The sequence below is a fragment of the Brevundimonas pishanensis genome (genome assembly GCF_022750635.1).
GTDB lineage: Bacteria > Pseudomonadota > Alphaproteobacteria > Caulobacterales > Caulobacteraceae > Brevundimonas > Brevundimonas pishanensis.
Window position 1 is genome coordinate 51,681 of record NZ_JAJKBG010000006.1, and the last position, 24,251, is coordinate 75,931.

General features: G+C 62.8%; 29 protein-coding genes and 1 riboswitch. Of the genes, 15 read left to right on the forward strand and 14 right to left on the reverse strand.

Annotated features, from left to right (window positions below):
* Positions 1–40: 40 nt before the first annotated feature.
* Both metB and metX read right to left on the reverse strand, forming a co-directional pair.
* A complete protein-coding gene (gene metB / locus LOX95_RS12075) occupies positions 41–1,219 on the reverse strand; it encodes a cystathionine gamma-synthase (protein WP_242914953.1) in 1,179 nt (392 codons plus the stop codon).
* Positions 1,216–2,175, reverse strand: a complete 960-nt coding sequence (metX, locus tag LOX95_RS12080; RefSeq protein WP_345791453.1) for a homoserine O-succinyltransferase MetX — start codon at positions 2,173–2,175, stop codon at positions 1,216–1,218. Before metX ends, metB begins: the two co-directional genes overlap by 4 nt.
* A 198-nt stretch (positions 2,176–2,373) precedes the next feature.
* Positions 2,374–2,490: riboswitch (SAM riboswitch) on the reverse strand.
* A 196-nt stretch (positions 2,491–2,686) separates the two neighbouring features.
* Here metX and LOX95_RS14235 point away from each other — a divergent pair.
* From LOX95_RS14235 to LOX95_RS12090, 3 genes are all read left to right on the forward strand, one after another.
* A complete protein-coding gene (locus tag LOX95_RS14235; protein ID WP_282452759.1) occupies positions 2,687–2,812 on the forward strand; it encodes a hypothetical protein in 126 nt (41 codons plus the stop codon).
* A 125-nt stretch (positions 2,813–2,937) separates the two neighbouring features.
* Entirely contained in the window at positions 2,938–4,668 is a 1,731-nt protein-coding gene (locus LOX95_RS12085) for an amino acid kinase family protein (protein WP_242914957.1), read from the forward strand.
* A gap of 5 nt (positions 4,669–4,673) precedes the next feature.
* Entirely contained in the window at positions 4,674–5,621 is a 948-nt protein-coding gene (locus LOX95_RS12090) for a homoserine kinase (RefSeq protein WP_242914959.1), read from the forward strand.
* A 12-nt stretch (positions 5,622–5,633) separates the two neighbouring features.
* On the opposite strand, the gene LOX95_RS14310 is transcribed toward LOX95_RS12090, so the two are convergent.
* Positions 5,634–6,377 carry a MauE/DoxX family redox-associated membrane protein gene (locus LOX95_RS14310; protein WP_345791454.1) on the reverse strand — a complete coding sequence of 248 codons (744 nt, stop codon included), beginning with the start codon at positions 6,375–6,377 and terminating at the stop codon, positions 5,634–5,636.
* A 72-nt stretch (positions 6,378–6,449) separates the two neighbouring features.
* On the opposite strand from LOX95_RS14310, the gene LOX95_RS12105 reads away from it, so the two are divergent.
* Genes LOX95_RS12105 through LOX95_RS12115 form a run of 3 tightly spaced genes read left to right on the forward strand, consistent with a single transcriptional unit; the run spans position 6,450 to position 8,332 of the window.
* Positions 6,450–6,845 carry a MerR family transcriptional regulator gene (locus LOX95_RS12105; protein WP_242914961.1) on the forward strand — a complete coding sequence of 132 codons (396 nt, stop codon included), beginning with the start codon at positions 6,450–6,452 and terminating at the stop codon, positions 6,843–6,845.
* Between the two features lie 51 nt (positions 6,846–6,896).
* Entirely contained in the window at positions 6,897–7,841 is a 945-nt protein-coding gene (locus LOX95_RS12110) for a hypothetical protein (protein WP_242914963.1), read from the forward strand.
* Positions 7,838–8,332, forward strand: a complete 495-nt coding sequence (locus LOX95_RS12115) for an NUDIX hydrolase (protein WP_242914965.1) — start codon at positions 7,838–7,840, stop codon at positions 8,330–8,332. The genes LOX95_RS12110 and LOX95_RS12115 overlap by 4 nt, the downstream gene beginning before the upstream one ends.
* Positions 8,333–8,335: 3 nt before the next feature.
* Here the strand turns inward: LOX95_RS12115 and thrC are convergent, their stop codons facing one another.
* Positions 8,336–9,718 carry a threonine synthase gene (gene thrC, locus LOX95_RS12120; protein ID WP_242914967.1) on the reverse strand — a complete coding sequence of 461 codons (1,383 nt, stop codon included), beginning with the start codon at positions 9,716–9,718 and terminating at the stop codon, positions 8,336–8,338.
* Positions 9,719–9,861: 143 nt separating this feature from the next.
* Here thrC and LOX95_RS12125 point away from each other — a divergent pair, with 143 nt between their 5' ends.
* Positions 9,862–10,797: an aspartyl protease family protein gene (locus LOX95_RS12125; protein WP_242914969.1), complete on the forward strand. Its 936-nt coding sequence runs from the start codon at positions 9,862–9,864 to the stop codon at positions 10,795–10,797.
* A 4-nt stretch (positions 10,798–10,801) separates the two neighbouring features.
* On the opposite strand, the gene ypfJ is transcribed toward LOX95_RS12125, so the two are convergent.
* Together ypfJ and LOX95_RS12135 are read right to left on the reverse strand one after the other, a co-directional pair.
* Complete coding sequence (ypfJ, locus tag LOX95_RS12130) at positions 10,802–11,653, reverse strand: KPN_02809 family neutral zinc metallopeptidase (RefSeq protein ID WP_242914971.1); 852 nt, start codon at positions 11,651–11,653, stop codon at positions 10,802–10,804.
* 78 nt (positions 11,654–11,731) lie between these two features.
* A complete protein-coding gene (locus LOX95_RS12135; RefSeq protein WP_248286994.1) occupies positions 11,732–12,385 on the reverse strand; it encodes a class I SAM-dependent methyltransferase in 654 nt (217 codons plus the stop codon).
* 151 nt (positions 12,386–12,536) lie between these two features.
* Here LOX95_RS12135 and LOX95_RS12140 point away from each other — a divergent pair, with 151 nt between their 5' ends.
* From LOX95_RS12140 to LOX95_RS12150, 3 genes are read left to right on the forward strand one after another with little or no spacing between them, the layout of a single operon-like run.
* A complete protein-coding gene (locus tag LOX95_RS12140; protein ID WP_242914973.1) occupies positions 12,537–12,935 on the forward strand; it encodes a hypothetical protein in 399 nt (132 codons plus the stop codon).
* A complete protein-coding gene (locus LOX95_RS12145) occupies positions 12,932–13,135 on the forward strand; it encodes a helix-turn-helix transcriptional regulator (protein ID WP_242914974.1) in 204 nt (67 codons plus the stop codon). The genes LOX95_RS12140 and LOX95_RS12145 overlap by 4 nt, the downstream gene beginning before the upstream one ends.
* Before the next feature lie 17 nt (positions 13,136–13,152).
* Complete coding sequence (locus LOX95_RS12150; protein ID WP_242914975.1) at positions 13,153–14,049, forward strand: alpha/beta fold hydrolase; 897 nt, start codon at positions 13,153–13,155, stop codon at positions 14,047–14,049.
* A gap of 5 nt (positions 14,050–14,054) precedes the next feature.
* Here the strand turns inward: LOX95_RS12150 and LOX95_RS12155 are convergent, their stop codons facing one another.
* Genes LOX95_RS12155 through LOX95_RS12170 form a run of 4 tightly spaced genes read right to left on the reverse strand, consistent with a single transcriptional unit; the run spans position 14,055 to position 16,920 of the window.
* Positions 14,055–14,876: a DUF3298 and DUF4163 domain-containing protein gene (locus LOX95_RS12155; RefSeq protein ID WP_242914977.1), complete on the reverse strand. Its 822-nt coding sequence runs from the start codon at positions 14,874–14,876 to the stop codon at positions 14,055–14,057.
* Between the two features lie 23 nt (positions 14,877–14,899).
* A complete protein-coding gene (gene ubiA, locus LOX95_RS12160; RefSeq protein ID WP_242914979.1) occupies positions 14,900–15,853 on the reverse strand; it encodes a 4-hydroxybenzoate octaprenyltransferase in 954 nt (317 codons plus the stop codon).
* 56 nt (positions 15,854–15,909) lie between these two features.
* Positions 15,910–16,635: a DsbA family oxidoreductase gene (locus LOX95_RS12165; RefSeq protein WP_242914981.1), complete on the reverse strand. Its 726-nt coding sequence runs from the start codon at positions 16,633–16,635 to the stop codon at positions 15,910–15,912.
* A 42-nt stretch (positions 16,636–16,677) separates the two neighbouring features.
* Positions 16,678–16,920 (reverse strand): hypothetical protein, encoded by a 243-nt coding sequence (locus LOX95_RS12170; RefSeq protein ID WP_242914983.1) that lies wholly within the window; start codon positions 16,918–16,920, stop codon positions 16,678–16,680.
* A 439-nt stretch (positions 16,921–17,359) separates the two neighbouring features.
* Between LOX95_RS12170 and LOX95_RS12175 the strand changes: the two genes are divergently transcribed.
* Together LOX95_RS12175 and LOX95_RS12180 are read left to right on the forward strand one after the other, a co-directional pair.
* On the forward strand, positions 17,360–18,304 hold the full coding sequence (locus LOX95_RS12175) for a nucleoside hydrolase (protein ID WP_242914985.1): 945 nt from the start codon (positions 17,360–17,362) through the stop codon (positions 18,302–18,304).
* Positions 18,301–19,146: a ribokinase gene (locus LOX95_RS12180; protein WP_242914987.1), complete on the forward strand. Its 846-nt coding sequence runs from the start codon at positions 18,301–18,303 to the stop codon at positions 19,144–19,146. Before LOX95_RS12175 ends, LOX95_RS12180 begins: the two co-directional genes overlap by 4 nt.
* On the opposite strand, the gene LOX95_RS12185 is transcribed toward LOX95_RS12180, so the two are convergent.
* Positions 19,143–20,273 carry a zinc-dependent alcohol dehydrogenase family protein gene (locus LOX95_RS12185; protein ID WP_242914989.1) on the reverse strand — a complete coding sequence of 377 codons (1,131 nt, stop codon included), beginning with the start codon at positions 20,271–20,273 and terminating at the stop codon, positions 19,143–19,145. The genes LOX95_RS12180 and LOX95_RS12185 overlap by 4 nt on opposite strands.
* 84 nt (positions 20,274–20,357) lie before the next feature.
* On the opposite strand from LOX95_RS12185, the gene LOX95_RS12190 reads away from it, so the two are divergent.
* Entirely contained in the window at positions 20,358–20,789 is a 432-nt protein-coding gene (locus tag LOX95_RS12190; protein ID WP_242914991.1) for an acyl-CoA thioesterase, read from the forward strand.
* Between the two features lie 47 nt (positions 20,790–20,836).
* Here LOX95_RS12190 and LOX95_RS12195 read toward each other — a convergent pair whose 3' ends face one another.
* Positions 20,837–21,043, reverse strand: coding sequence for a hypothetical protein (locus LOX95_RS12195; RefSeq protein WP_242914993.1), 207 nt, complete (start codon positions 21,041–21,043; stop codon positions 20,837–20,839).
* Between the two features lie 127 nt (positions 21,044–21,170).
* Between LOX95_RS12195 and LOX95_RS12200 the strand changes: the two genes are divergently transcribed.
* Together LOX95_RS12200 and LOX95_RS12205 are read left to right on the forward strand one after the other, a co-directional pair.
* The gene (locus LOX95_RS12200) at positions 21,171–21,944 is read left to right on the forward strand and encodes a YebC/PmpR family DNA-binding transcriptional regulator (protein ID WP_242914995.1); all 774 of its coding nucleotides are present in this window, start codon (positions 21,171–21,173) and stop codon (positions 21,942–21,944) included.
* Positions 21,945–22,122: 178 nt separating this feature from the next.
* A complete protein-coding gene (locus LOX95_RS12205; RefSeq protein WP_242914996.1) occupies positions 22,123–22,815 on the forward strand; it encodes an MgtC/SapB family protein in 693 nt (230 codons plus the stop codon).
* 15 nt (positions 22,816–22,830) lie between these two features.
* Here the strand turns inward: LOX95_RS12205 and LOX95_RS12210 are convergent, their stop codons facing one another.
* Positions 22,831–22,977 (reverse strand): hypothetical protein, encoded by a 147-nt coding sequence (locus tag LOX95_RS12210; RefSeq protein WP_242914998.1) that lies wholly within the window; start codon positions 22,975–22,977, stop codon positions 22,831–22,833.
* Positions 22,974–24,197 (reverse strand): MFS transporter, encoded by a 1,224-nt coding sequence (locus LOX95_RS12215; RefSeq protein ID WP_242915000.1) that lies wholly within the window; start codon positions 24,195–24,197, stop codon positions 22,974–22,976. Before LOX95_RS12215 ends, LOX95_RS12210 begins: the two co-directional genes overlap by 4 nt.
* Positions 24,198–24,251: the final 54 nt, after the last annotated feature.

A 24,251-nucleotide genomic window follows, 5' to 3' on the forward strand; every position in this document is an offset into this window, starting at 1 on the left:
ATCCGAGGGGGCTTTTGCGTGGTCGGGTCAGGTAAGGGGATCAGGCCGCCTGACTTACCACCACGGAATCGAGCGCCGCGACCAGATCGGCGATGATGTCGTCTTCATGCTCCAGACCCACCGAGACACGCACCAGTCCTTCGGTGATGCCAGCGGTGACACGGGCTTCAGGCGTCATGGCGGCGTGGGTCATGGTGGCGGGGTGGGCGATCAGGCTTTCGACGCCGCCCAGCGACTCGGCCAACGTGAAGATATCCAGCGCGTCGATCACGGAGCAAACCGACGCCTGACCGCCCAGCAGTTCAAAGCTGAGCATTGCGCCAAAGCCGCGCTGCTGGCGGGCGGCCAGTTCGTGGCCGCTATGCGATTTCAGGCCCGGATAGTGGACGGCGGCCACGGCGGGGTGGGCTTCGAGCACCTTCGCCAGCTTGGTCGCGGTCGCCTGTTGGCGTTCGATGCGGGTGAACAGGGTGCGCAGGCCGCGCAGGGTCTGGTAGGCATCGAATGGCGAGCCGGTAATGCCCAGACAGTTGGCCCACCATGCCAGTTCCTGATGCACTTCCGGATCGGCACTGATGACGGCACCGCCGACAACATCGGAGTGGCCGTTGATGTATTTGGTGGTTGAGTGGACGACGATGTCCGCGCCCAGCGAAAGCGGGTTCTGCAGCGCCGGAGACAGGAAGGTGTTGTCCGCCACAACCTTGGCACCCGCAGCATGGGCGCGGCGCGCGACATCGGCGATGTCGGTCACACGCAGCAGCGGGTTGGAGGGCGTCTCCACCAGCACCAGCTTGGCACCATCGGCCAGTGCCGCATCCAAAGCTGCGCCATCGTTCTGGTTCACGAACGCGACACGGAAGTGGCCTTTGCGGGCGCGGGCGCACAGCAGGCGGTGCGTGCCGCCGTAACAGTCGTGTGGAGCGATCAGCAGATCATCGGGCGACAACAGGCTGAGCGGCAGGTCGACAGCAGCCATGCCGGTTGCGGTGATTACAGCGCCCGCGCCGCCTTCCAGTTCGGCGAGCGTCTCGGCCAAAACGTCTCGGGTCGGGTTGCCCGAGCGCGAATAGTCGTACTGGCGCTTCTGGTCGAAGCCTGCGAACGAATAGTTGGACGACAGATAGAGCGGCGGCATGACCGAGCCGTGGGCCGTATCGGTATCGACGCCCGTGCGGGCAGCGATGGTGCGGGGATCGGCGGTACGGGCGCGGGTCATTGGTCTACGTCCTTCAGTACTGAGGTCAGGATTTCGCCCACGAACTTGTCTTCCTTCAGGAAGGCGTCGTGGCCGTAAATGGAGTCCGCTTTCACAAAGCGGAACAGGTTGGGAAGGCGGTTGGCCAGCTCTTCCATGTCCTCGATCGGGCACAGGCGGTCGCTGTTGAAACCGATCAGGGTGACGGGGGCGGTGATGGCTTCCGGCTCGACGCGGTGACGGTCGATCGAGTCCGATAGCGTCAGCCAGCGCGACGGCGTGGTACGGTCGCGGTACGCCCTGCCGCGCGACTTCAGATAGTCGCAGACGGGATACGCCTGACCCGCATGGCTGGGGGCTTCGCTGTCGAACCGCTGACCGAACTCGTCAGGGGTGCGATAGGTGGTCATGGCCAGTTCGCGAGCTAGACCGATGGCTTGATCGACGCGGCCCGTCTCCACGCCCAGCTCAAGGATCCGGCGCTGGATGCCGCGCCATGCGGTGGCCAGCGGGTGAGGGCGGTGGGCAGCAGAGACGACCACAAGTTGGTTGGCCCAGTCGGGGAAAAGCTCACCAAAGGCCAGCGCGATCATGCCGCCGTAGGAACAGCCGATGAAGGCGGCGACCTTTTCGACACCCAGATGGTCCAGCAACAGCGCCAGCAGGCGGGCCTGATCCTGGGTGGTGATGGTCAGCGGCTGCTTGGGCTCGGTGACATTAGTGCCGAATTCAGGAGCAAAATCAAAAGCAAGAACGCGATAGCGGGTCAGGTCGATCGGGGCGCGAACGCCGACGGCACCCGACCACCAGCCAAGGCCCTTGGTCTCGGTGCGGTGCACATAGCGGTCTGCCGATATGCCGCCTGCGACGACGACCAGCGGGGCGTTGGCCTTGCCGTGCAGGCGACCGACAACCTGCTTCTGGGTCAGCGTGCCGCCGAAATCGAGTTCGAAGTCCTCGGGGATCGGAACGAACACGTCATGGGCCCCGTCACGGCTGAGCAGCTCGGAGGGACGACGCGCTGGTTTTTGCCGACAGGAAGGGTCGGTTTTGGTCGTCTCATTCGGGATCAGGGCCAAGGTCATTGCCGGGGTCTTTTGCTCTGCGTTTCAGTCTCGGCTCATCCCGAAACACTTGCAGTGACAGACCCGTGGCGCGCCGCCTTTTCGACGCTCCACCCATCTCTCGCGGCCCTTGGAAAGGACCCCGCAGGAGTTGGCACCGTTTCGGGCGGAACCCGATGGTTGCCCCGACGTCAAAGGGCCTAATCCCTCGGTCGGTCTTGATGAGTGACGTCAAACTGCTGACTGAGCGACCGCCGGTCAAGTGAAAAATTTCACCCCATTCGCAATCTTAGCGGCCAACTGGCGCTCAAACTTATCTCCGGCAGGCGGATTTTGAAAAAATTTGCTGAAAGGGGGTTGACGCAATGCAGCATCGTCGCTCAACCTAGGATCAAGTTAAACGCAACCTTGGACGCCTGACGTGGTGAACCTCATCGACATGATTGGCCTGACCCTGATCGCTTCGGCGAAGGGCATCGCCATGTCCGTCATGACCGGCACCACCACTATCGGTACCACCACCATGCCCATCCGGGCGGGAACAGGTTGACGCGCGCCAAGCAGGCGAAAAGCAAGAAACCCGAACCCCGCCCGGAGCACCCGAGGCGGGTTTTTTATTGCCCCGAACCCACCCCCTTCCTTCCCGAACCGAATACCGACCCCAGGAAAACGCCCATGTCCGCCAACCTCGCCCTCGTCGCCGAAAACCAGAAACCGCAGCTCGCGCCTGATGCCGATGTGGTGGTGCTGAAATTTGGCTCATCGGTCCTCAAAAGCCCGGCCGACGCCCCCGCCGTCGCCAGCGAAATCTATGGCCATGTCCGTCGCGGCCGTAAGGTCGTCGCGGTGGTGTCGGCACTGGCGGGCGAGACGGACAAGCTGCTGGGAGAGGCCCGCGCTCTGGGTTTGGATCACGACAACGAACTCCTGCCGGCCTATGTGGTTCTGGGCGAGGAGCGTGCAGCAGCTTTGGTGGCTATCGCCTGCGACCGTGTGGGTCTGGACGCAGTGGGCCTGTCGGTACAGCAACTGGGCATTTCGGCAGAAGGTCCTTCGCAGCACGCCCGTCCGGTGGCCTTGAAGAACAACAGCCTGCACGAGGCATTGGCTCAGCACGAAGTGGTGGTGGTTCCGGGCTTTGGCGCGGTGCGTGAATGTGGCCGTGTGGCCTTGCTGGGGCGTGGCGGTTCGGACCTGACGGCGGTGGTTCTTGCGGCAGAACTGGGTCTGGACAAGGTGCGTTTGGTCAAGGACGTGGACGGCCTGTACGACCGCGATCCGGCCTGTTCGTCGGGCACGCCACAGCGTTACCGCCGTGCCTCGTGGGAGACGGCCCGCCAACTTGGTGGCGCGCTGGTCCAGCACGACGCCATCGACCTTGGCGAAAAGCGCAATGTGGAAATCGAAGTCGCTGCGCTTGGCCGGGCCGAGGGTACGGTGGTGGGTCACCGCAACGCTCCTCCGGGTCCGGTGTCGGTTGAAAAGCCGCTGAAAGTGGTGGTCGCGGGTTGCGGCGTGGTCGGCGGTGGTCTGCTGAACCGCCTGCTATGGGACAACGGCTTCGAGGTGGTCGGCGTCCTGGTGCGCGATCCGTTCAAGCGCCGCGATGTGGACTGTCCGCAGGAACTCTTCAGCAATGACGTCGATGCCCTGTTGGCCAAGAAGCCCGATCTGGTGGTCGAGGCCCTATCCGAAGGTCAGGCCGGACACGACCTGATCCGCCGTGCTCTGGAACAGGGCTGCGACGTGGTCAGCGCCAATAAACAGGCTGTTGCGCTTGATCCGGAAGGCCTGGAAAAACTGGCCGATGCCAATAGGGCCCGCGTGGCTTGGTCGGCCTCGGTCGGCGGTGGCTCGCCCATGATCGAGACGCTGCGTGCCGCCCGTGCGGCGGGTGAGGTCGCCGGTTTCGAGGCCGTTCTGAACGGCACGGTCAACTTTATGCTGGAGCGTCTGGGCGCGGGTGCTGCCTTTGCCGACGCTCTGGCCGATGCCCGGGCCGCAGGCTTTGCCGAGGAAGATCCGTCGTCGGACCTCGAGGGCCGGGACGCCGCCGCCAAGGTCAAACTGCTGTCCTACGAAGCCTTTGGCCGCGTGCCGGAAAACGTGCCCAGTGATGTGCTGTCGGCGGCAACCCCGGTCGGTCATGCACCGGTGCGCCAGATCGGTGCCTGCTTCGCCAAGGATGGCCAACTGGATGCCAGCGTACGCCTTAACGACAACCTCGAAGATGCCCTGTTCCAGTCCTTGAACGGCGAGCGTAATGCGCTCAAGGTTCACGGCGCGGACGGTCGTGTTTGGCTGTGCAAAGGACGCGGGGCTGGTCGCTGGGCGACGACGGAAAGCGTTCTGGCCGATGTGGCCGATATCGTCCGCGCACGACGCGCAGCGGCAGAGTTGGTCTAAACCCTATGGCAGTTTTCACGCCTGTTCCGGAAGCCGAGGCCCAGGCCTTTCTCAAGGCTTGGCCTATATCGGAAGTGATTGAATTCACGCCGATTGCCGAGGGTGTCCAGAACACGAACTATCGCGTCCGGACCCGCGACAGCGCCTATGTCCTGACCCTGTTCGAAGGGCGTGAGGAGCAGGCCGGTTTGCCGTACTGCCTCGGGCTGATGCAGCATCTGGGGGCGGCGGGTTTTGCCACGCCGTCGCCGGTCGCCGATCTGGACGGGCGTTTGCAGGGCGAGCTGAAAGGCCGACCCGCCGCTCTGGTGGAATGGGCCTTGGGCGCATGGAGACGCCGTCCCGAAGTGGCCGACATCCATCTGGCGGGTGCGACGCTGGCGGACCTTCATCTGAAGGCCCGCGGCTTTGGTCAGACGCGCGATAATCCTGTCGGTCCGCGTCGCTGGCGCGAACTGGCCGACCGCAGCGCCGAACGGGCTTCGGGCGCGGATGCCGCCATGCTCGACCAGATTGAGCGGCTGATGCCCGAGTTGGAAAATCTGTTCGATCCTTCCCTGCTGCCGCAAGGGGCGATCCACGCCGACTACTTCCCCGACAATGTCTTGTTTGATGGCGACGATATCGGTGGGGTGATCGACTTCTACTTCGGCTGCACCGGCGCTCTGGCCTATGATCTGGCGATTGCGCTCAGCGCATGGGGCTTTGACGCCGAGGGCACTCCGGACGAGGCCGCACTGGCGGCCTTCCGGGCGGGCTATGAATCGGTTCGCCCGCTGTCGGCACTAGAGGCGGAACTATTGCCACTCTTGGGTCAGGCCTCGGTGGTGCGCTTTACGCTTACGCGTCTGCACGATCGCCTGTTCCACGATCCGGTGCACTTTGTGACGCCAAAGGATCCGGCTCCGTTCTGGAACCGGATGCAGTGGTGGAAGTCCCCCGTCAAAGCCTGACGGGGGAGCGCCTCACAGGCGGGCCAGCATCCAGATGGCCATGCCGATCATCATGATGTTTTCCGTCAGCGACAGGGCACCCAGCGGCACGCGGCTGTCCGAACCCACGCAGGCGCATTTCAGTTCGCGCTTGTCCAGATAGACGGCCTTGAACACCGACCATGCGCCGATGGTGGCGATGAATAGGGCGACGGGGGCGGAAATCCACGTCAGCACATGGGCCGTCATCAGAACGCCTGCCCCCAGTTCCGCAAACGGGTAGATCCACGCATAGGGCACCCAGCCGCGGGCCAGCAGGTCATAGTTCAAAAAGCCGGTGGCAAAGCCGTCGAGGTTCTGCAGTTTCAACATCGCCAGCGCACACATGCTGAGGCTGATGAACCACTCGGCGGCGTGCACGGTAAAGGGCGTCTGATAGGCCGCATAGCTGACTGCCATCGCCATCAGCGCGGTGACCAAAAACACCATCAGCACCGGCGTATAGGTCGTCGATTTCGGATCGGCGACTTTCACGCCGAGATGGCGGCGCGTATCATCAAAGCCGCCGATGCGGGTGCCGTCGATGAACACCTGCGGCGTGGATTTAACATCATGCTGCGCCTTGAACGCGTCGGTTTCCTCGCGCGTCAGCAGCAGATGGTCCTCGACCTTGTAACCTTTCGATTTCAAGAGGGACTTGGCACGAAGTCCCCACGGACACATGCTCTTGCCGATGGCCATCCGATACAGGACGGCGGTCTTTTGGGGTGCAGCCATGCGCGGTGCTCCTGTCTTGAACGTGTTTAACGGCGACCTATGTACGCCCCGTACCATGGTACGGAGTCAACCATGCCCGATATGACGATTGGCCAACTGGCAAACGCTGCCGATGTCGGCGTGGAAACCGTGCGGTTTTACCAGCGGCGCGGACTGATGCCGACGCCCCCGCGCGGCGAGGGCTATCGGCTTTATGGCGATGAGGACCTGAAGCGGCTGAACTTCATCCGCTCGGCCCAGCGGGCAGGATTTACCCTCGCCCAGATCACTGAACTGACGGCGCTCGATCCCGAGCGGGACCGTAACGAAGTCCTGCATTTGGCCCGCGAACGACTGGCCGAAATCGACCAACGTCTTCGCGAACTCAAGGCCGTTAAGGCCGCGCTGGGTGAACTGGCCAACCGCTGCGAAAGCGGCGCGGGCCAGTGCTGTCCGATCCTGGAAGCCTTCGAAACCGCCCCCGCCTGAGGCTGGACCATCGCCTTGCCCGTCCCTAGAACAGGGGCAGGTGGGTGAAGTATGCTGTTCAAAGAAAAGATGTTTCTGGCCAATTGCGATCCGGTTCGCCGGTTGTCGCTTCTGGAGCTGGAAAAGCGGTTCTTGATGTCGATTGCCCTGTCCAAGGGGGCGATCCTAACGCCGAACCTGCTTCTGGATAATGCGGGCATGGGACGGCTGCTAGACAATCCGCTGGTCCAGCGGTGGTCGGGCAGCAAGGAAGGGCGCGGCGGTCTGGTCGTGCGTGTGCCGGGCAATGCGGCACCGGAATCTATCGAGGACTATTTCGACAACCTGCCGCCGCACCACTATCTGACGCGCTTCCAGTGCCGCAAGCAGGACCTGGCAGGGCTGGATCTGGCGCATTTCAAGGCTGAACTGCATACGCTGGATCGCAATCTACGACGCATCAGACCGACCTATTCGCCGGTCAGCCTGAACAGCGCGGCCTTGTCGGATGCCGTTGCGGCCTCGCCCTCGCTGGAACAGTGGCGGACCCAGCGGGTGGAGCTGGAAGAGCCACTTCAAAGCCTGATGGACCGGGCACCGGAACTGGGCTCGCGCTCGCTCTGGTATCAGGCCAGCGAGGATCTATTGGGTGCCGACGCGGGCCAGTTCAAGCTGGAGGTGATCGACGCCTGCTATAACGGCCTGTTCGTGGCGTCGGGCGAGGCTTTTGTGATGGATCGGATCGCGGTTCTGGACCGGTTGCCGCCCGCCTTGCTGAACCTCGGCGTCGGGGCGGTGGCGTTCAGCGAGCAGAAGAAGCTGTTCGACTATGCCCTCAAGGGTTTTGACCTGATTACCGCCTTCGGCGCAGGTCAGTTGGTGGAGTTCCTGACCGAGGAAGCCGCCAGCTTTGTCGAGAACAAACTTCAGGATACATCGTTTAACTGGGCGACACGCCGGAACTGGTTCGGCCTGTATCCGCGCCTGACCCAGTCCATGGGGATAGAGATACGATGATCGTCTATGAAAACCCGTGGTTCCGCGTCGTAAAGGACGGGCTGTTCCACATCGTTGAGGAAAACACGGGAGGCGAGGGGGCAGCGGTGCTCCCGCTCGTCGGCGACGACATCCTGCTTCTGGAGATGAAGCGCCCTTCGCAGGGGCGTGAACTGACCCTCGAAATCCCGCGCGGTTTTGGCGAGGCGGGCGAGGTTGCCCTCACCTGCGCACAACGCGAGCTGAAGGAAGAAACCGGTTACGACCTGCCGCTAGAGGCCTTTAGCCCCCTGGGTCATGTGCGGCCCAATACGGGGATTATGTCGTCGCGTATCGCGCTGTTTGTGGCGCGTATTGCGCCTGATACCCCGCATGCCGAGCCGGATCAGGAAGCTGCGGGACGCAGGCTTTTACCCCTCACGCAACTGAACGCGGCCCTGTCGAGCGGGATGATTGAGGACGGCTTTACCCTGTCGGCCCTGGCGCTGTTTCAGGCCAAGGCCGCAGGTTAAGCTTTAGAAGCTGCCGACGGCGTCGCGGGCCGAGGCATAGTCGCTGTCGATGACCGACAGGCGCTCGGGCTTGTCACCAAGGGCGGCAATGACCGGAGCCGGTTCAGGCGCAATGCCCAACACGCTTTCGACATAGCCACCGAATTTAGACGGGTGGGCCGTGGACAGGGCCACAACCGGCGCACCGTTGCGATCCATCTTGCGGGCGGCATGCAGGGCAACCGCCGTGTGCGGGCAGACGACGCGACCCCAAGCCTGATAGGCGTGACCGATCTCGGCGGCAGTGGTGGCTTCATCAACCGACACGGCGCGGGTCTCTGCGGTCAGGGCTTGGCAAAGGTCGTCCGGCAAGGTGACGGTGCCGTTGGCGGCAAAGTCTTCGAACAGCTTGCGGGTCTGGGCTGCGTCGCGACCTGAGGCCTCGAACACCAGACGCTCGAAGTTCGACGGTGCCTGTACATCCATGGAGACGCTGGCGCTCTCGACGGCAGGGCGGCGGTCATAGACGCCTTCATTAATGGCCCGAGCGAGAGCGTCGTTCTGGTTGACGGCGGCGGTCATGCCCGCAACGGGCAGGCCCATCTTGCGGGCCGCAATACCGGCAAAGGCATCGCCGAAGTTTCCGGTCGGCACCACGAAATGCGCGGCCTGACCCAGCTGCAGGGTCGCTGACACATAATACGGAATCTGACCCGCAAGTCGGCCCCAGTTGATGGAGTTGACCGAGGACAGACGGCCGCGTTCGCGCAAGGTCTCGTCGGCCAGAAGCTGTTTCACAAGTCGCTGGCAGTCGTCGAAGTCCCCGCGCACGGCGAGGTTCAGGACATTGTCGGCCTCGACCGTCGTCATCTGCTTGCGCTGGATGGGCGAGACGCGGTCCAGCGGATGCAGGACAATCAGTTTGATGCGTTTCTTGCCTGCAAAGGCACGCACGGCGGCGGCTCCGGTGTCGCCGCTGGTGGCGGTCAGCAAGGTCAGCGTCTCGCCCGAGGCTTCCAATGCCTCGTCCGACAGGCTGGCGACCAGTTGCATGGCCAGGTCCTTGAACGCGGCGGTCGGGCCGCGGAACAGCTCCAGCACGAACAGGCCGGATTCCAGTTCAACCAGCGGTGTGACCAGTGGGTGGTCAAAGCCTTTGACCAGATGGGCCACGGCACGTTCTACCGCGCCTTCCGGGAGGCTGTCGCCCACGAATGGCGTCAGAACCTCGCGGGCAATGACCGAATAGTCGGCGTCCTTTGTCTGTTTCAGGCTCGAAAGGGTCGGCCACGCGGTCGGCATGTACAGACCGCCATCCGGGGCGATCCCGCGCAGCAGCGCATCGGCAAAGGTTTCGTTTGCGGCGTGGCCGCGCGTCGACAGATATTGGTCAGGCGATTGGGTCATCACCCTGCATGTCTAGACTGATAGAAGGCGCGCGTCATGGATTATGTTGCGCTGCGAAGGCCCGAAATCGCGATTTGACGCAAGAAGTTGCCTCGCAGACATCGGTGGTAGATTTCGCAGCACATTCGGGCCAAGTGTGGGGGATGAACCGTCGGTCCTTTCTGTTGCGTGGAGCGTTTGCGGCCAGTGCCGTTGGCGCGGGCTTCTGGCTAAAGGACCAGTTTGTCTGGGGGCGGCCCAAGCTGACGTTTGAGGGGGCCGAGGTCTGGCATCCGCTGGTTCAGACCATCGCCGATGTGCCCGTGATCGATGTGCAGATCGACGGACGGCCCGTGCGGGCGCTGATCGATTCCGGTGCGCAATATTCGGTGCTGGATCAGGCCTTGGGACAGCGGCTATCGCGTACGCCGTTCAACATGCCCGTCGTCGCCTATGGTGTCGGGGGGCAGCCTCAGGTCGGGCGGGGCATGACCATCGACGTCGCCTTGCCGGGCGTGCGCGTTACCAAGCTCAAGACGGCCTTGCTGGACCTTGGTCCGCTTGCGCGGGATGCGGCGCTGGCCGTTGGCTTGATTATCGGTCGCGATCTTATGCGAGAGGCGGTGATCGAACTGGATTGGGAGCGTAAGCGCGTGCGGTTCTCCGATCCTTCGGCTTGGCGTCCTGTACCAGAGCTTTGGGCAGTGCCCGTCGAGTTGTCCGGCGATGCCATGGCCGCCATAGTTTCGGTCGAGGGACGGCCCTTGAAGGCTGTGGTCGATACGGGGGCGTCTTCCTTGCTCTCGATGACTGAACCTTCCGCCCAAGCGCTGGGCTTGAACGACGGACGTGCAGCCGAGGCGGGGACCAGTCTCGTGCTGGGCGGGGTGACGCAGGCGCGCTGGGTGCGGGTGGCCTCTGTGGCGCTTGGCGAAGAGCAGTGGCGCGACGCGCGTGTTGCCGTCTTCCCCGCGTCGAACCTGCCCGGTTATCCGGACGCACTCTTGGGTATGGCGGCGTTCAAAGATAAAAAGCTGGCCCTGAACCTAGGTCAGAACCAGCTTTATCTCAGCCGCCCGCTCGATCTGACGATCGGCTAAGGGCCTACAGGTTGGCGAAGGTGTCGCAGGAGCCCGGATCGCCCGTCTGATAGCCGCGCTGCAGCCACTGCATACGTTCTTGCGAGGAACCGTGGGTGAAGCTCTCTGGCGAAACGCGTCCACCACCGCGACCCTGCAGCGCATCGTCGCCGATGGCGGCAGCGGTCTTCATGCCCTCGGCCAGATCGCTATCGGTGACGGTCACCTCGCCATTGGAGACCAGTCCCGCGTTACGCGCCCACATCCCTGCAAAGCAATCGGCCTGAAGCTCTAGCGCCACCGAATAGCGGTTGCCCTCCGCTTGCGAACGGGCGTTTTGCTGGGCGCGCTGGACCTGTTCGGTCGCTCCGATCAGACGCTGGACGTGGTGACCGTATTCGTGGGCGATGACATAGGCCTTGGCGAAGTCGGCACCCGAGCCGCCGAGGCGTTGCAGGTCCTGCCAGAAGCCGAGGTCCAGATAGACCTTCTGGTCCGCGGGGCAGTAGAACGGCCCCATGGCAGCCTGACCGTATCCGCAGCCCGTCTGGGTGCCCTGCTCGTACAGGACCGTGACCGGCGGGCGATAGCCTTCCAGCTTCTGGGCCCAGACGTCGTTGATGTTGGTGCCGATCACCTCGACAAATCTGCCCGCATCGTCTTCGGGCGAGCCGACTTGGCCTTCTTGGGATCCGGCCTGACCCAGTCCGCCCAGTTGGCTGGCGACCTGTTGGGTCGTTCGCGGGTCGATATCGAAGACGAAATACAGCACAAGGCCGATGATCGCTGCCCCGATGCCGCCACCCGCGACTGCACCGCCGCGCATGCCGCGACGATCCTCGATACCGCCACCGCGGCGTCCACCTTCCCACTTCATTGGCCCAGTCCTCTGTTCGAACCTTTGCCTTAGCCTATGGCAGAGAAACGCCGTTCGCCAAGCAAAGCTTTGTATCGGTTAATCCAGCGACCATACCCGCGAACGTTTGACCTCCTGGTCTTCGAGCTCGCGCGTGGTGGGCACAGTGTATTCACTCAGGAAGGTAAGGCCCGATTTAGGGAAATAGTTTCGTCCCGGATCGCCAACGAGAACGCGCGTGCCATTTTTTCGGGCCGCCAACAGCCATTCCAGCACCGCTTCGGCCATGGGCTTTTCATAGAAAACATCGCCCGCGCAGATCAGATCGACCTGTGGCGGCGGGCTTTTCAGCAGGTTGGCGTCGGTAAAGGCAATCTCGACATCATTGGCCTTGGCGTTGAGCGCTACAGCGGCCTCGCAGAACGGGTCGATGTCGGCGGCCAGCACGGAGGTCGCGCCCGTTTTCATCGCCGCAACCGCAACGAGGCCCGATCCGGTGGCCAGATCGACAACCGTCTTGCCTGCGCACTCTTGGGGGCGGTCCAGCAGCCAACGGGCCAGAGCCTGACCGCCTGCCCATGCGAACGCCCAGAAGGGCGGCGGCACGCCCATCTCGTCCAGTTCTTCCTCGGTCAAACGCCAGATGGGCGTGATCTCGTCAGCCAGCCACAGCTGGATTTCCGGCGTGTGGGACACGGCCTGAAGGCGGGTGTTGCCGAGGATGAAATCGGTGGGGTTTTTGATGCGCGACAAGGGCTTGCGACCGGAATGGCGAAACGGAAAACGGCGGCAAACTGGGCGCGAAGCCAGCGAAAGGCAAGGCGTAATGCTGGCCTTACAAAATGTCAGGTTGACATTACATTTATCCGATGTCAGGTTGACCTTACATTGAAGGAGAAGACCAATGAACGGACGAGACGCGACGGCCAATGGCCGCAGCTATGCGCGGGGCACCATGCTCACCATGGGGCTTTATGTGCTGGGCATTCTGGCCGCCTCGCTGGCGGTACGTAGCGGCAATGTGCATGGCGCGGCGCTGGTTGCGCTGGCTCTGGTGCCCGGTATCGCCATCCTGGGGCAGATCGGTGTGACGCTGAACTATCTGCACAAGGCCGACGAGTTTCTGAAGGCGATGACGGCGCGGCGCCTCATCATTGCCAGCATGGGGACATTGGCGATCTTCACGGTCTGGGGTTTCCTTGAAACCTTCGCAGGCGTCGAAGGACCGGCCGCTTGGGCCGCCTACTGCATCATGTGGGGCCTGTTTGGCGTGATTTCCTGCGTCGAAAGGTTCACCCAATGAACAACCGTCTCAAACTCCTGCGGGTCGAGCGCGGCTGGACGCAGGAACAACTGGGCGAACAGTTGGGCGTCTCGCGTCAGGCCGTCATCGCGCTGGAAAACGGCAAGCACAACCCGTCACTGGATCTGGCCTACCGGATATCGGCCCTGTTCGGAAAATCCGTAGAAGACGTTTTCGAAAACCCGCATATTCAAAGCTAAACAAAGGACGACCTGTGATGGCGATTTCAACTCCGGTTGGCTCAGTCTTGGTGCGTGCGTTTGTAGCGATTACAGCCCTGTTTGCGGCGTCGGTCGGGGCGGTGCCCGAGGCCCGCGCCGACAATGGCGACCGGATTTCGGTAGAGGTTGTCGGGCAGGGACCGGACGTGATCCTGGTGCCGGGCTATGCCTCGACACGCGAGGTCTGGAGAGAAACGGCCAACAATCTGTCCGCCCGTTATCGGGTTCATCTGGTTCAGTTGGCAGGGTTTGGCGATGTGCCATGGACGCATGGCGATGGCCCCTTCCTTCAACCGGCCATCGACGAACTGGCGATCTATGCCGGTACCCTGGATCGTCCGGCCTATATCGGGCATTCGATGGGGGGGCTGATGGGACTGAAGCTGGCGCAGGATCACCCGGGTCTGCTCACAAAGGTGATGAGCGTCGACAGTCTGCCCTTCTACGGCAGTCTGTTTAGTTCGACCGCGACCAGCGAAAGCGTTCGCCCGGCTGCCGAACAAATGCGAACGGCTATCCTTGGCGCGTCGGACGAGATGTTCCGTAACCAGCAAGGAATGACAGCCGTCGCTATGACGCTGAAAGAGGAGCGCCGCGCAGAGATTGTCGATGCGTCGATAGCCTCGGACCGCCAGGCCCTAGCCACCGCCATTTCAGAGCTTGTGGTGACCGATCTGCGCGAAGGGTTGCCGTCGATGACGACACCGTTCTGGGCGGTATATGCGCTCGATAACTCCAGCCCTTACGGTGCTAAGTCCGCCGAGGTGTGGACCCGCGAGTATAAAGCTTTGCCGAACGTGAGAGTGGAGGCTGTACAGGACAGCCGCCACTTCATCATGTTCGACCAACCGGAACGACTGAACGCCCTGATCGATGCGTTCCTCAACCCTTAAGGTAATCAGGCAGGGCGAAGGTCGTTGGTGACGTCGCCCTGCTTGCCGGTGCCTGCAAAGTCGGCGGCATAGACAGGGTTCAGACCCTTGCCCAGCGCTGCAAACGGCACCGTCAGGTAATAGGGCCCTTCGACATAGGGGCCGACCGCATAGGCATCCAGCAGGAAGGTTATGCCCGAGGCCTTGCCCGGTTGATCGCCTCCGGCCAGCGCGACGGCGACCTTGGACAGTTCGGGACACGACCACGTGGTGCCCGGGGCGCCCAGTGCGATCGAGCCGGGACGCGATTTCTTGGCTTGGTTCACAGCACCGCAGAGCGTGCGCGACATAGCGGCCTTATCGGCGTCGCTGGCGAACAGGTCGGCAGCCGATAGAAATTTGTTGCCGGTCTTGTCCCACAAAACACCCTTGGCGGTGGTGTTCGGATGGGCACCGCCCGAATAGTCGAAGTCGGTACGGATCATGCTGAACAGACGGTCCGTCTCGACGGGGGTGCCGTAAAGGATCTGCTTTTCGTACGGCGGCAGGTCGGCGCTACCAAACTCACTGCGGTCGGATTGCGCGCCTTCGGAATAGTCCTTCAAAGCCCCGACTTCATCGGCATAGAGCTTTTGGTAGAGGGCCGGGAAGGCTTTCACAGCTTCGGGAAGGACCAGCTTCACCTTGGCGTAGGGGGTGGTGGACTCGTACGTCAGCGGGCCTTCAACAGCAGCCTTGGCGGCGGGCTTTTCAGCCTCCGCGGGCTTGGCGTCGCGGTTACACGCCGAAAGGCTTAGAGCGACAGCAGTGCCCAGCAGGGCCAAACGAAGGGTACGCGCGGTTTTCATACGAACATCCGTGATCTTGAGGATCAAAAACTGATCTGACTAAACGCTATCGCCGCCAGAAGGATCAATCCCGCCTCACGGTTGGACTTGAAGAGTTTCAGGGCCAAGGCGGAGTTTTCGGGCTGCAACCGGATGACCTGCCAGATGAAATGCGCGGCGTAGAGCGCAAGGCCTGCCCAGAACAACGGACCGGCACCGGCCACCCAGCCTGCGGCACCGGCAAGAACGACAGCCAGAACATAGAAGATACTGACGCCTTCGCGCACCTTGCTGCCAAGGCGTCGGGCCGACGATTTAACGCCGGCCATGGCATCGTCTTCGATGTCTTGCAGCGCATAGATGGTGTCATAGCCCAACGTCCAGAACAGGCCTCCGGCGTACAGAAGGGCTGCGGACAGGCCGAGATAGCCGCCATAACCCAGAGCGACGCCATAGCTTGCGGCGGCAAACCCCAATAGCGCGCCCCAGTTGAACGTGAGGCCCAGCCACGCCTGCGGCCACCAGGTGATGCGCTTCATGAACGGATAGGCGGCTACCAGGAACAGGCTGAGGAAGCCCAGAAGCACGGCCAGCAGATTCATGGTCAGCAGGATGCACAGGCTGACCAGCGAGATACCGACGACGAAGGCCGCCGCCTGTTTGGCGCTGATCTGCCCTGACGGTATGGGACGCGAAGCCGTGCGGGCGACCTGCGCGTCAAAATCGCGGTCGACGATATCGTTCACCGCACAGCCCGCTCCACGCATGAGGGCCGAACCCAGCGCAAAGCCGACCAGCAGCCACACCTCATACCAGCCAAAGCTGCGCTCGCTCTCGAGCAGGGCCAGCACAATGCCCTGCCAGCCCGGCAGCAGAAGAAGCCAGGTGCCGATGGGGCGATCGAACCGTCCGAGCTTCAGCCATGGCTTGAGCTTTTGTGGAGCGTGGCGGTCGACCCAGTTGTCAGAGGTCGCATCGGGCAGAGGGGCAGTCGTCATGCCCTGTCTTTAACCCCGATTACCCGTGGGACAACCTTAACTTCTGGCGCGTCCCCTTAAGCCGCAGGGGCGGAAGGAGCGGTTTTGCCTACCTCGGCAGCGATCTGGCGTAGGGCCGAAGCGAACACTTCCGGCGGCTGCCCCCCAGAGATCAGGTACTGGTCGTTGACCACAACCGCAGGCACCGAGCTGATCCCGCGCGATTGCCACAGCTGTTCGGCCTGACGCACCTCGCGGGCATAGCGGCCCGACGCCAGAACCTCGCCCGCTTCGGCGCGGTCAAAGCCGACGGCTTCGGCGGCCTGTGTCAGGACACCGGCGTCGGAGACGTTGCGGCCATGGGTAAAGTGGTCCGAGAAAAGTTGCTTTTTCAGGGCTTCCTGACGCTCGGGCGCGACCTCGTGAGCCCAGTGCAGCAGGCGGTGGGCGTCGAAAGTGTTCCAGATGCGCGAGTTTTCGGTCATGCGCATGTCAAAGCCGACGGCCTCGGCGCGCTGGCGGATCATCTCGCGGTTGGCGGCGGACTGCTCGGGCGTGGAGCCATATTTGCGACCGATGTGCTCGACGATGTTCTCGCCTTCTGGCGCCATCTCGGGGTTCAGCTCGAACGGCTGGCAGGTGACATTGGCCTGAATGCCCTCAGGCTTCAGTTCTTCAAGCGCCTTGTTTAGTCCGCTCAGACCGATGACGCACCACGGGCACATCACGTCGGAAACGAAATCGATCTTCAGGGGTGCAGTCTCGGCCATGGCGCATGCCTTCTGGAACAGATGGTGTTGCATTCCATATGGAGGCTTGACCTTCGTCTGCAACCCCTGCCGTCATTAATCGCCCGAGACGAGCGTAAAGCCTTCTACCGGACGGTTTTCCCGATAGCCCGCGTGGTACATGTCCATGTGGATCACGACGCTTTTCCCGCTGGCGCATGTCACCGCATAGGCGTCGACAACGTGGCCGTCATGAGCTATGCCCACGCTGCCTTGACGGTTGAACGCGGGGGCTTTGCCGTCGGCGCAGCGCAGTCCCGACAGATATTCGCGCTGGCCGGGCGGCATGTCCGCTTTCACGGGATTGTAGCGCTTGCCCAGATCGGCGACCTAGGTTGGTGCCTCTGCTGTCGCACAGCCGCAAAGCACGACCGCGCCAACAGCCATGACGCTGATTGCTAATTTCATCGAAGATCCTCACCCCGTGCGGTATCCAAAATCCGCCCGTTACAGTTTGCGTAACCGAGTTCACCGGGTCTCGCAATCGACGTGAAAGAGAGGAAATGGGGGGCGGCCCGGTTTCTCAGTCGGGGGGCGTGTTGACCGGGCCGCCGGAACCGGACGGATTGGGGGGGTGGGGAAAACCCGTGCGGTTCACTCATCAGAACTGACACCGCAAAGGAAGGTTCCTTGCGATGGCATATGGAAATGTGAGTTTTTGCCAGCGGCACATCACGGGTCTCAAAAAGCCTGATGACTACGGGTTGCGTTGGCGGCGGCGACGGGTCAGTGAAAGGGAGTGAAGACGACCCTTATCATTGACTGCGACCCGGGGGTGGATGACGCCACCGGACTACAGATGGCCTTTGCAGCGGAGCAGTTCGAACTGCTGGCTGTGACGACAGTGGGCGGCAATGTGCCTGCCTCCGCGACGGCCCGTAACGCCTGCATCCTGCGACAGATCGCCGGACGCGAGGACGTGCCGGTTTTCGCCGGTGCGGACCGCCCGCTGCGCCGCGACCCTGCCGGTGCCGGAGAGTTCCACGGCGAGGAAGGCCTCGGCGACATGGTGCCTTTCGAAACCGCTAAAGGTGTCGAGGACGAACATGCCGTCGATGCTCTGATACGGCTGGTAATGGACAGACCCGCAGGCGCGGTGACGCTGATCACCATGGGGCCGATGACCAATCTGGCTCTGGCTCTGCGCAAGGAGCCCGCTCTGGCGACACACCTGAAAGAAGTGGTCGCCATGGGCGGAGCCCGCGCCGAAGGCGGCAACATCACCGCCAGCGCCGAGTTCAACATCTGGGCGGACCCGGACGCCGCGCACGAAGTCCTCAGCAGCCCCGCCAAGGTTGTGATGCTGGGGCTGGACGCCACCCATCAGGTTCGCGTCAGTGAAGATCGCATCGTAGCCATCGAGGCTATCGACAACGCGCCTGCGCGTACCGTGGCCAGCATGCTTCGCTTCTCCCAACGTATCGAGCGCGAGATCGTCGGCTGGCACTCGGCACCGCTGCACGACCCGTGCACGGTCGCCTATGTGATGGCTCCTGAACTTTTCGACGTCGTGCCGGCTGATATCCGCGTGGAGTGCGACAGCGACCTGACGCGTGGCCACACCGCCGTCGAGTTCCGCGTGAAGCGCGAAGATGCCCGTCACCTGTGGGGCAAGGGCGTACGTGACCGCGAGGTCTTTTACCTGATCGGCCAGACCCTGGCCCGCGCCGGAGGGGCGAAATGAGGATCACCGTCGTCGGTTCGATAAACCTTGATTATGTCGCCACCTGCGCCGCTTTACCCAAAGCTGGCGAGACGGTGACGGGCGCGACCCTGGCCCGCCATCCGGGTGGCAAGGGTGCCAATCAGGCATTGGCCGCCCGCAAGCTGGGGGCCGAGGTGTGCATGATCGGTCGCGTGGGCGATGACGAAATGGCACTGCCCGCCACGGCCTTGCTGGACGCGCACGGCGTGGACCTGAACGGCGTGGTCACCGATCAGGACGAGCCGACCGGCGTGGCACTTATCTCGGTCGATGCCGAGGGCGAGAACCAGATCACCGTCGCCGCCGGAGCCAACCACAACGTCTTTCCGGAACATCTTCCGGCCCGTATCGAAACGCCTCTGATCGTGCAGCTTGAACTGCCGATCGACACGGTAGAGGCGGCTGTGGGGCGTGCGACCGAGTTTGTCTGCGCCAACCTTGCGCCTGCGGCTCCGGTGTCGGATGCCCTGCTGCGCCGTGCCGACCTGATCGTCGTCAACGAGAATGAAGCCGCTTTCTATGGCGATGCCCTGCACCACGGTGGTGGCCGCGTGGTCATTACCAAGGGCGCGCGCGGTGCCGCCATGTACCAGCGCGGCGTCGAGATGGCGTGGTCCACACCACCTCAGGTCAAGGCTGTGGACGCGGTGGGCGCGGGTGATGCCTTTGTCGGCGCGATTACCGTAGCGCTGCTGGAAGGTATGGCACCGCAAGACGCGCTGGACTTTGCCTGTGCTGCAGGCGCTGTCGCCTGCACCCGTGCAGGTGCCCAGTCGTCGCTGGCCTCGCGCGAAGAGGTCGAGGCCTTGCTGGACGCCTAAAGTTTGATGACCTGGCGGACGGCCATACCGTCTGCCAGCGCATCGAACGCTGGATTGATTTGATCCAGCGTCAACGTCCCGGACAGCAGTCGATCCACCGGCAACCGCCCGTCCCTGAACAACCGGATGTAGCGGGGAATGTCGCGGCTGGGCACGCAGGCTCCGATATAGGAGCCCTTGAGCGTGCGCTCCTCGGCGACCAGAGACACGATATTCACATCCAGTGTGGCGTGCGGGGGCGGCAGGCCGGCGGTGACAGTGGTCCCGCCACGCCGCGTCATGCGCCAGGCCGCATCCAGCGCCCGCGCCGATCCGGCCATTTCAAACGCGAAGTCTGCACCGCCGTTCGTCAGGGCTCGGACCTGTTCGACAGCATCGGCATCGCTGGCATTGACGGTGTGAACGCCAAAGCTCTGCGCCAGCGCCAGTTTGTCGGGGTTGAGATCAACCGCCACCACCGGGCTGACACCGGAAGCCAGCGCGCCCAGAACGGCGGCTAGGCCCACGCCGCCCAGCCCGATCACAACCGCTGACTGTCCGGCCTTGATCTGGGCCGTGTTCACCACCGCCCCCACGCCCGTCAGGACAGCGCACCCGAACAGGGCGGCGTGCTCGAACGGCAGTTCCTTATCGATCTTGACCAGCGAGCGGCGCGATACGACGGCATGGGTTGCGAAGGCCGAGCAGCCAAGGTGATGGTTCAGGACCTCGCCGTCTTCGCAGATGAAGGCCCGTCGACCCGAGAGCAGCCGCCCCTCGCCGTTTGAAACGGCTCCGGGTTCACAAAGGGCAGGGCGGCCCTCCGCACAGGGCGTGCAATGCCCGCATGATGGCATGAACACCATGACCACATGGTCGCCGACTTCCAGATCGCTCACATCGGGACCCAGCGCCTCCACTACACCAGCCGCCTCGTGGCCGAGCGCCATGGGCATGGGGCGCGGGCGATCTCCGTTGATGACCGACAGGTCCGAGTGACAAAGCCCCGCGGCCCGTATCCGCACCAGCACCTCGCCAGCCTTCGGATCATCCAGCGTGACGTTGCGGATCTTCAGCGGCTGGCTGTCCGCGTAAGGGGTGGCGTGATCCATACGGTCCAGCACGGCGGCGCGGGCGATAACTGGCATGATGAAATTCCCCCATGGTCAAAGCGACAGCTCTAAGCCACGCTAGGCCGACTATCGGGGACCGCCAAGAGGGAGATCGGGGTTATGTCACGCGAAAAGCCTGCCACCCGCGACGACTATCGCCAGTTTGTTACCCTGACGACGCGGTGGGCGGACAATGACGTTTACGGCCACATCAATAATGTCGCCTATTACGGCTTTATCGACACGGCGGTGAACCAGTTGCTGATCGAGCGGGGGCTGTTGGACGTCAACGCCTCGGCACAGATCGGTGTCGTGGTCGAATCCGGCTGTCGCTATCACGCCTCGGCCCACTATCCGGATGTGATGCACGCAGGCGTGCGCGTTGGCCATTTGGGCAACAGCAGCGTGCGCTATGAAGTGGGATTGTTCAAAAATGACGAGAGCGAGGCCTTGGCCGAAGGCTTCTTCGTCCATGTCATGGTCGGTCGCGACGACCGACGGCCACAAGCCATGGCCGCGCCTCTGAAAACGTTCTTGCAGACGCTGGCCTAGGAATCGCTGAACCGTGGACAGCCCCGGTCCAGCGCTCCGGAAGTGTCCTAGTCGCGGGCGTTGCGCAGCAGGGCCATGATGCCCACTGCCGTCAGTGCACCCAGCGCGAAAGCACCGACAACCGAACCGGTTGCAGCGGCCGTCGATACCGTCACCGGACGGCGGGCATAACGCTCGACGATCTCGGTAGCATTCGGATCGCGCAGGCCTTCATCGTAGGCGTCGTCCAGATAGGTGTCGTCAACTGCGACCATGATCGTCCTCCAAACTGTTGTGCGCTCAAAACCAAAGTGAGTTCGAGGCGGTTCCTTGTGGTGACAGAGAAAGCCGCATCCGGTAAAGGGCGCGCCTTAGCATATTCGACATTTGGCGAGCGACACCATGGCCGGCCACTCAAAATTCAAAAATATCATGCACCGCAAGGGACGCGCCGATAAGCTGCGCTCCAAGCTTTTCTCGCGTTTGTCGCGTGAAATCACGGTTGCAGCCAAGTCGGGCATGCCCGATCCGGCAATGAACCCGCGCCTCCGTCTGGCAGTGAACAACGCCAAGGCCGAGTCGATGCCGAAGGAAAACATCGAACGCGCCATCAAAAAAGCTTCGGGCGGCGAAGTCGATGCGATGGAAGAAATCCGCTACGAGGGCCGTGGCCCCGGCGGTGTCCAGATCGTCGTCGACGTCCTGACCGACAACCGCAACCGCGCTGGCTCGAACGTTCGTTCGGCCTTTGCCAAGAACGGCGGCGCGCTGGGTGAATCCGGCTCGGTGACCTTTATGTGGGATCGCGTCGGCAAGATCACCTATCCTGCCGAAGCCGGTACCGAAGATGCGGTGATGGAAGCCGCTATCGAAGCGGGTGCCATGGACGTCGAAAGCGATCTGGTGAAGCCGGATATCTACGAAGACGCACCGGGTCACACCATCTGGACCGCCTTCGAAGACCTGAACGACGTGGCCGAAGCCATGTCCAAGGTTCTGGGCGATCCGAAGTCGACCGCTATTGTCTGGAAGCCACAGTCGGAAGTCGAACTGACCGGTGAAGCCGTCGGAACGCTGTTTAAGCTGCTCGACGCACTGGACGCCGAGGACGATGTCCAGCAAGTGTATTCAAACGAAGACATCTCGGAAGAAGACGCGGCCAAGTACGCGGGCTAACTTTCGAGTTGGGGCTGGGAAAAGGGCGGCGCTTTAGGGCGACGCCCTTTTCTTATGCCCGAATGCGCGCTGTGACAGGCTTAAGGAACTCAAGGTCAGCGTACAGACGTTCTCAATCCATATAGCGCTATAGGTTGTCTTGTTACGCCTGGGTGCTGCCACGGGAGAACGTCACCTAATGTTGCCTTGGAACGAGATCATCTGGCCACTGCTCGGTTCGATTTTTGCGGGCGGCCTGATCGGGCTGGAGCGCGAATGGCGGGGGCGGCCCGCAGGGTTTAGAACCCATATTCTGGTGAGCCTCTCGGCGTGCTTGCTGATGCTGGCCGCCCTGCACCAGACGCACTGGGCCTTTGACGACCTGCCCCGTCGCAATATCATGACCGATCCGACGCGTATGGCGCACGGGGTTCTGACCGGCATCGGCTTTTTGTGCGCCGGTGTCATTGTGCGTCAGGGCTTTTCCATCCACGGCCTGACCACGGCCGCCTCGCTCTGGATGACGTCGGCTATCGGCCTGTTGTACGGCGCGGGCCTGTTCGGGCTGGCGACGACCGGAACGGTGGTGACAGGCGTTATCCTTGTCGGCCTCAAGCTCATCAGCGGGATGGTGCCCAGCCGTGTCACCGCCGAAATCCGCGTCCACTGGAAACGCGGAGATCAGGATACTGCGCAAAGGGTCCAGAGCATTCTGGCGGTCCCCAAGGGCGGGTTGCGATCCGGCAAGACGGGGCTGTCAGCAGACGGCACGCAAGAGGTGCGTTGTTGGCGTTTCCGCATCAATAACCGCCAGAAGCTGGATCAGATTTCCGCAGCCCTGGCCTCGGAGGCGGGGGTCACCTGCTACGAGATATCGCCCCACGACGACTAGGTTTCGATCCGGCCTTCACGTGCAAAAGGAAATGGCGCGCTCGACCCAGATGCCCAGACCTTGCCGCTGCCAAAGGGCGATACCTGCCAGCGCCAGCAGGATCGCCGTCCCGCCCAGCAAGGCGGGGATCAACCGTTCGGGCTTTTGCGGTTCGGTGGTCATGCGCGTGCGGGAAGGGCGGTTGGCGGGGTCTGGCGGATAGGCAGGTTGGCGAGGCCGGCCGTAAAGGCCAGCGCGATGGAGATATACCACACCAGTTGGTACGAGCCGGTCGCATCAAAGATCAGGCCGCCGGTCCAGGCCCCCAGAAACGCCCCGATCTGGTGTCCGAAAAAGACCAGACCCGTCAGCGCCGACAGGTTCCGCAGACCATAGATTTGCGCCACCAGCCCGTTGGTCAAAGGCACGGTCCCTAGCCACAGGAAGCCGAAGCTGGCTGCGAACACCAGCGCGCTCACCGACGTCAGCGGGGCCAGAAGGAAGACGATGATGGCGACGCCGCGCAGGCTGTAGAGCACGGCCAGTAGATGCTTCTTGGAGTATTTGCCGCCCCATGCGCCCCACAGCCACGAGCCGGCAATGTTGAACAGCCCGATCAATGCCAGACCCGTCGCACCGACGGTCGCGGGCAGTCCCTGATCGGTAATGTAGGCGGGGAAGTGGATACCCACGAAGGCCACGTGGAAACCACAGACGAAATAGCCACCGAACAGCAGCCACCAACTGCGGTCCGCGCACGCTTGTTTCAACGCGGCCCCGAGCGGAAGGCCTTCGGGGCGAGGCGTGACGGGGGCACCGCGCCGGGACATCAGCCCGAATGCCAGCGGTGCAATCAGCAGCAGCATGATCGCCAGCGCGGTTAGGCTGTTCTGCCAGCCGATGCCCTCAATCAGCGCCTGCGCCAGTGGCACAACGAAGAACTGGCCCAGCGATCCGCCCGCCGTGATGATGCCAAAAGCAAGGGTGCGTTTATGCGGCGGCACGATTTTGCCGACGGCCCCCATGGTGACCACAAAGGTCACGCCCGACATAGCCATGCCGACCAGTGCACCAAAGCCTATGCCGATACCCAGAGCATTCGTCGCATAGGCGGTGACCACCATGCCTGCGGCGTACATGGCCGTTCCGATCAGCAGCACACGCCCGGCACCGTGTTTGTCTGCATAGGCCCCGACGAAAGGCTGGACCGCGCCAAACAACAGGTTCTGTAGGGCCAGAACAAAGCCGAAGGTCTGGCGACTAATACCCAGATCCATGACCATGGGGCTCAGATAAAGACCGAACGACTGCCGTACCCCCATGGCCAGCGTCACGATGGCCGCGCTGGCGGCGATCATGATCCAGGCTTGCCGCGACAATGCCGGAGCGGGGGAGGTGGTCATGCGACACCCTTCTGCGACCGTCTGTCGCGATACTGAAACGTTGAACTCACTACA

Excerpts from the sequence above, each read along its gene's own strand:
- metB (WP_242914953.1), bottom strand. The coding sequence starts at position 1,219 with ATGACCCGCGCCCGTACCGCCGATCCCCGCACCATCGCTGCCCGCACG.
- LOX95_RS12085 (WP_242914957.1), top strand. The coding sequence starts at position 2,938 with ATGTCCGCCAACCTCGCCCTCGTCGCCGAAAACCAGAAACCGCAGCTC.
- LOX95_RS12090 (WP_242914959.1), top strand. The coding sequence starts at position 4,674 with ATGGCAGTTTTCACGCCTGTTCCGGAAGCCGAGGCCCAGGCCTTTCTC.
- LOX95_RS14310 (WP_345791454.1), bottom strand. The coding sequence starts at position 6,377 with ATGGCTGCACCCCAAAAGACCGCCGTCCTGTATCGGATGGCCATCGGC.
- LOX95_RS12105 (WP_242914961.1), top strand. The coding sequence starts at position 6,450 with ATGCCCGATATGACGATTGGCCAACTGGCAAACGCTGCCGATGTCGGC.
- LOX95_RS12110 (WP_242914963.1), top strand. The coding sequence starts at position 6,897 with ATGCTGTTCAAAGAAAAGATGTTTCTGGCCAATTGCGATCCGGTTCGC.
- LOX95_RS12115 (WP_242914965.1), top strand. The coding sequence starts at position 7,838 with ATGATCGTCTATGAAAACCCGTGGTTCCGCGTCGTAAAGGACGGGCTG.
- thrC (WP_242914967.1), bottom strand. The coding sequence starts at position 9,718 with ATGACCCAATCGCCTGACCAATATCTGTCGACGCGCGGCCACGCCGCA.
- LOX95_RS12125 (WP_242914969.1), top strand. The coding sequence starts at position 9,862 with ATGAACCGTCGGTCCTTTCTGTTGCGTGGAGCGTTTGCGGCCAGTGCC.
- ypfJ (WP_242914971.1), bottom strand. The coding sequence starts at position 11,653 with ATGAAGTGGGAAGGTGGACGCCGCGGTGGCGGTATCGAGGATCGTCGC.
- LOX95_RS12140 (WP_242914973.1), top strand. The coding sequence starts at position 12,537 with ATGAACGGACGAGACGCGACGGCCAATGGCCGCAGCTATGCGCGGGGC.
- LOX95_RS12145 (WP_242914974.1), top strand. The coding sequence starts at position 12,932 with ATGAACAACCGTCTCAAACTCCTGCGGGTCGAGCGCGGCTGGACGCAG.
- LOX95_RS12150 (WP_242914975.1), top strand. The coding sequence starts at position 13,153 with ATGGCGATTTCAACTCCGGTTGGCTCAGTCTTGGTGCGTGCGTTTGTA.
- LOX95_RS12155 (WP_242914977.1), bottom strand. The coding sequence starts at position 14,876 with ATGAAAACCGCGCGTACCCTTCGTTTGGCCCTGCTGGGCACTGCTGTC.
- ubiA (WP_242914979.1), bottom strand. The coding sequence starts at position 15,853 with ATGACGACTGCCCCTCTGCCCGATGCGACCTCTGACAACTGGGTCGAC.
- LOX95_RS12165 (WP_242914981.1), bottom strand. The coding sequence starts at position 16,635 with ATGCAACACCATCTGTTCCAGAAGGCATGCGCCATGGCCGAGACTGCA.
- LOX95_RS12180 (WP_242914987.1), top strand. The coding sequence starts at position 18,301 with ATGAGGATCACCGTCGTCGGTTCGATAAACCTTGATTATGTCGCCACC.
- LOX95_RS12185 (WP_242914989.1), bottom strand. The coding sequence starts at position 20,273 with ATGCCAGTTATCGCCCGCGCCGCCGTGCTGGACCGTATGGATCACGCC.
- LOX95_RS12190 (WP_242914991.1), top strand. The coding sequence starts at position 20,358 with ATGTCACGCGAAAAGCCTGCCACCCGCGACGACTATCGCCAGTTTGTT.
- LOX95_RS12195 (WP_242914993.1), bottom strand. The coding sequence starts at position 21,043 with ATGGTCGCAGTTGACGACACCTATCTGGACGACGCCTACGATGAAGGC.
- LOX95_RS12200 (WP_242914995.1), top strand. The coding sequence starts at position 21,171 with ATGGCCGGCCACTCAAAATTCAAAAATATCATGCACCGCAAGGGACGC.
- LOX95_RS12205 (WP_242914996.1), top strand. The coding sequence starts at position 22,123 with ATGTTGCCTTGGAACGAGATCATCTGGCCACTGCTCGGTTCGATTTTT.
- LOX95_RS12210 (WP_242914998.1), bottom strand. The coding sequence starts at position 22,977 with ATGACCACCGAACCGCAAAAGCCCGAACGGTTGATCCCCGCCTTGCTG.
- LOX95_RS12215 (WP_242915000.1), bottom strand. The coding sequence starts at position 24,197 with ATGACCACCTCCCCCGCTCCGGCATTGTCGCGGCAAGCCTGGATCATG.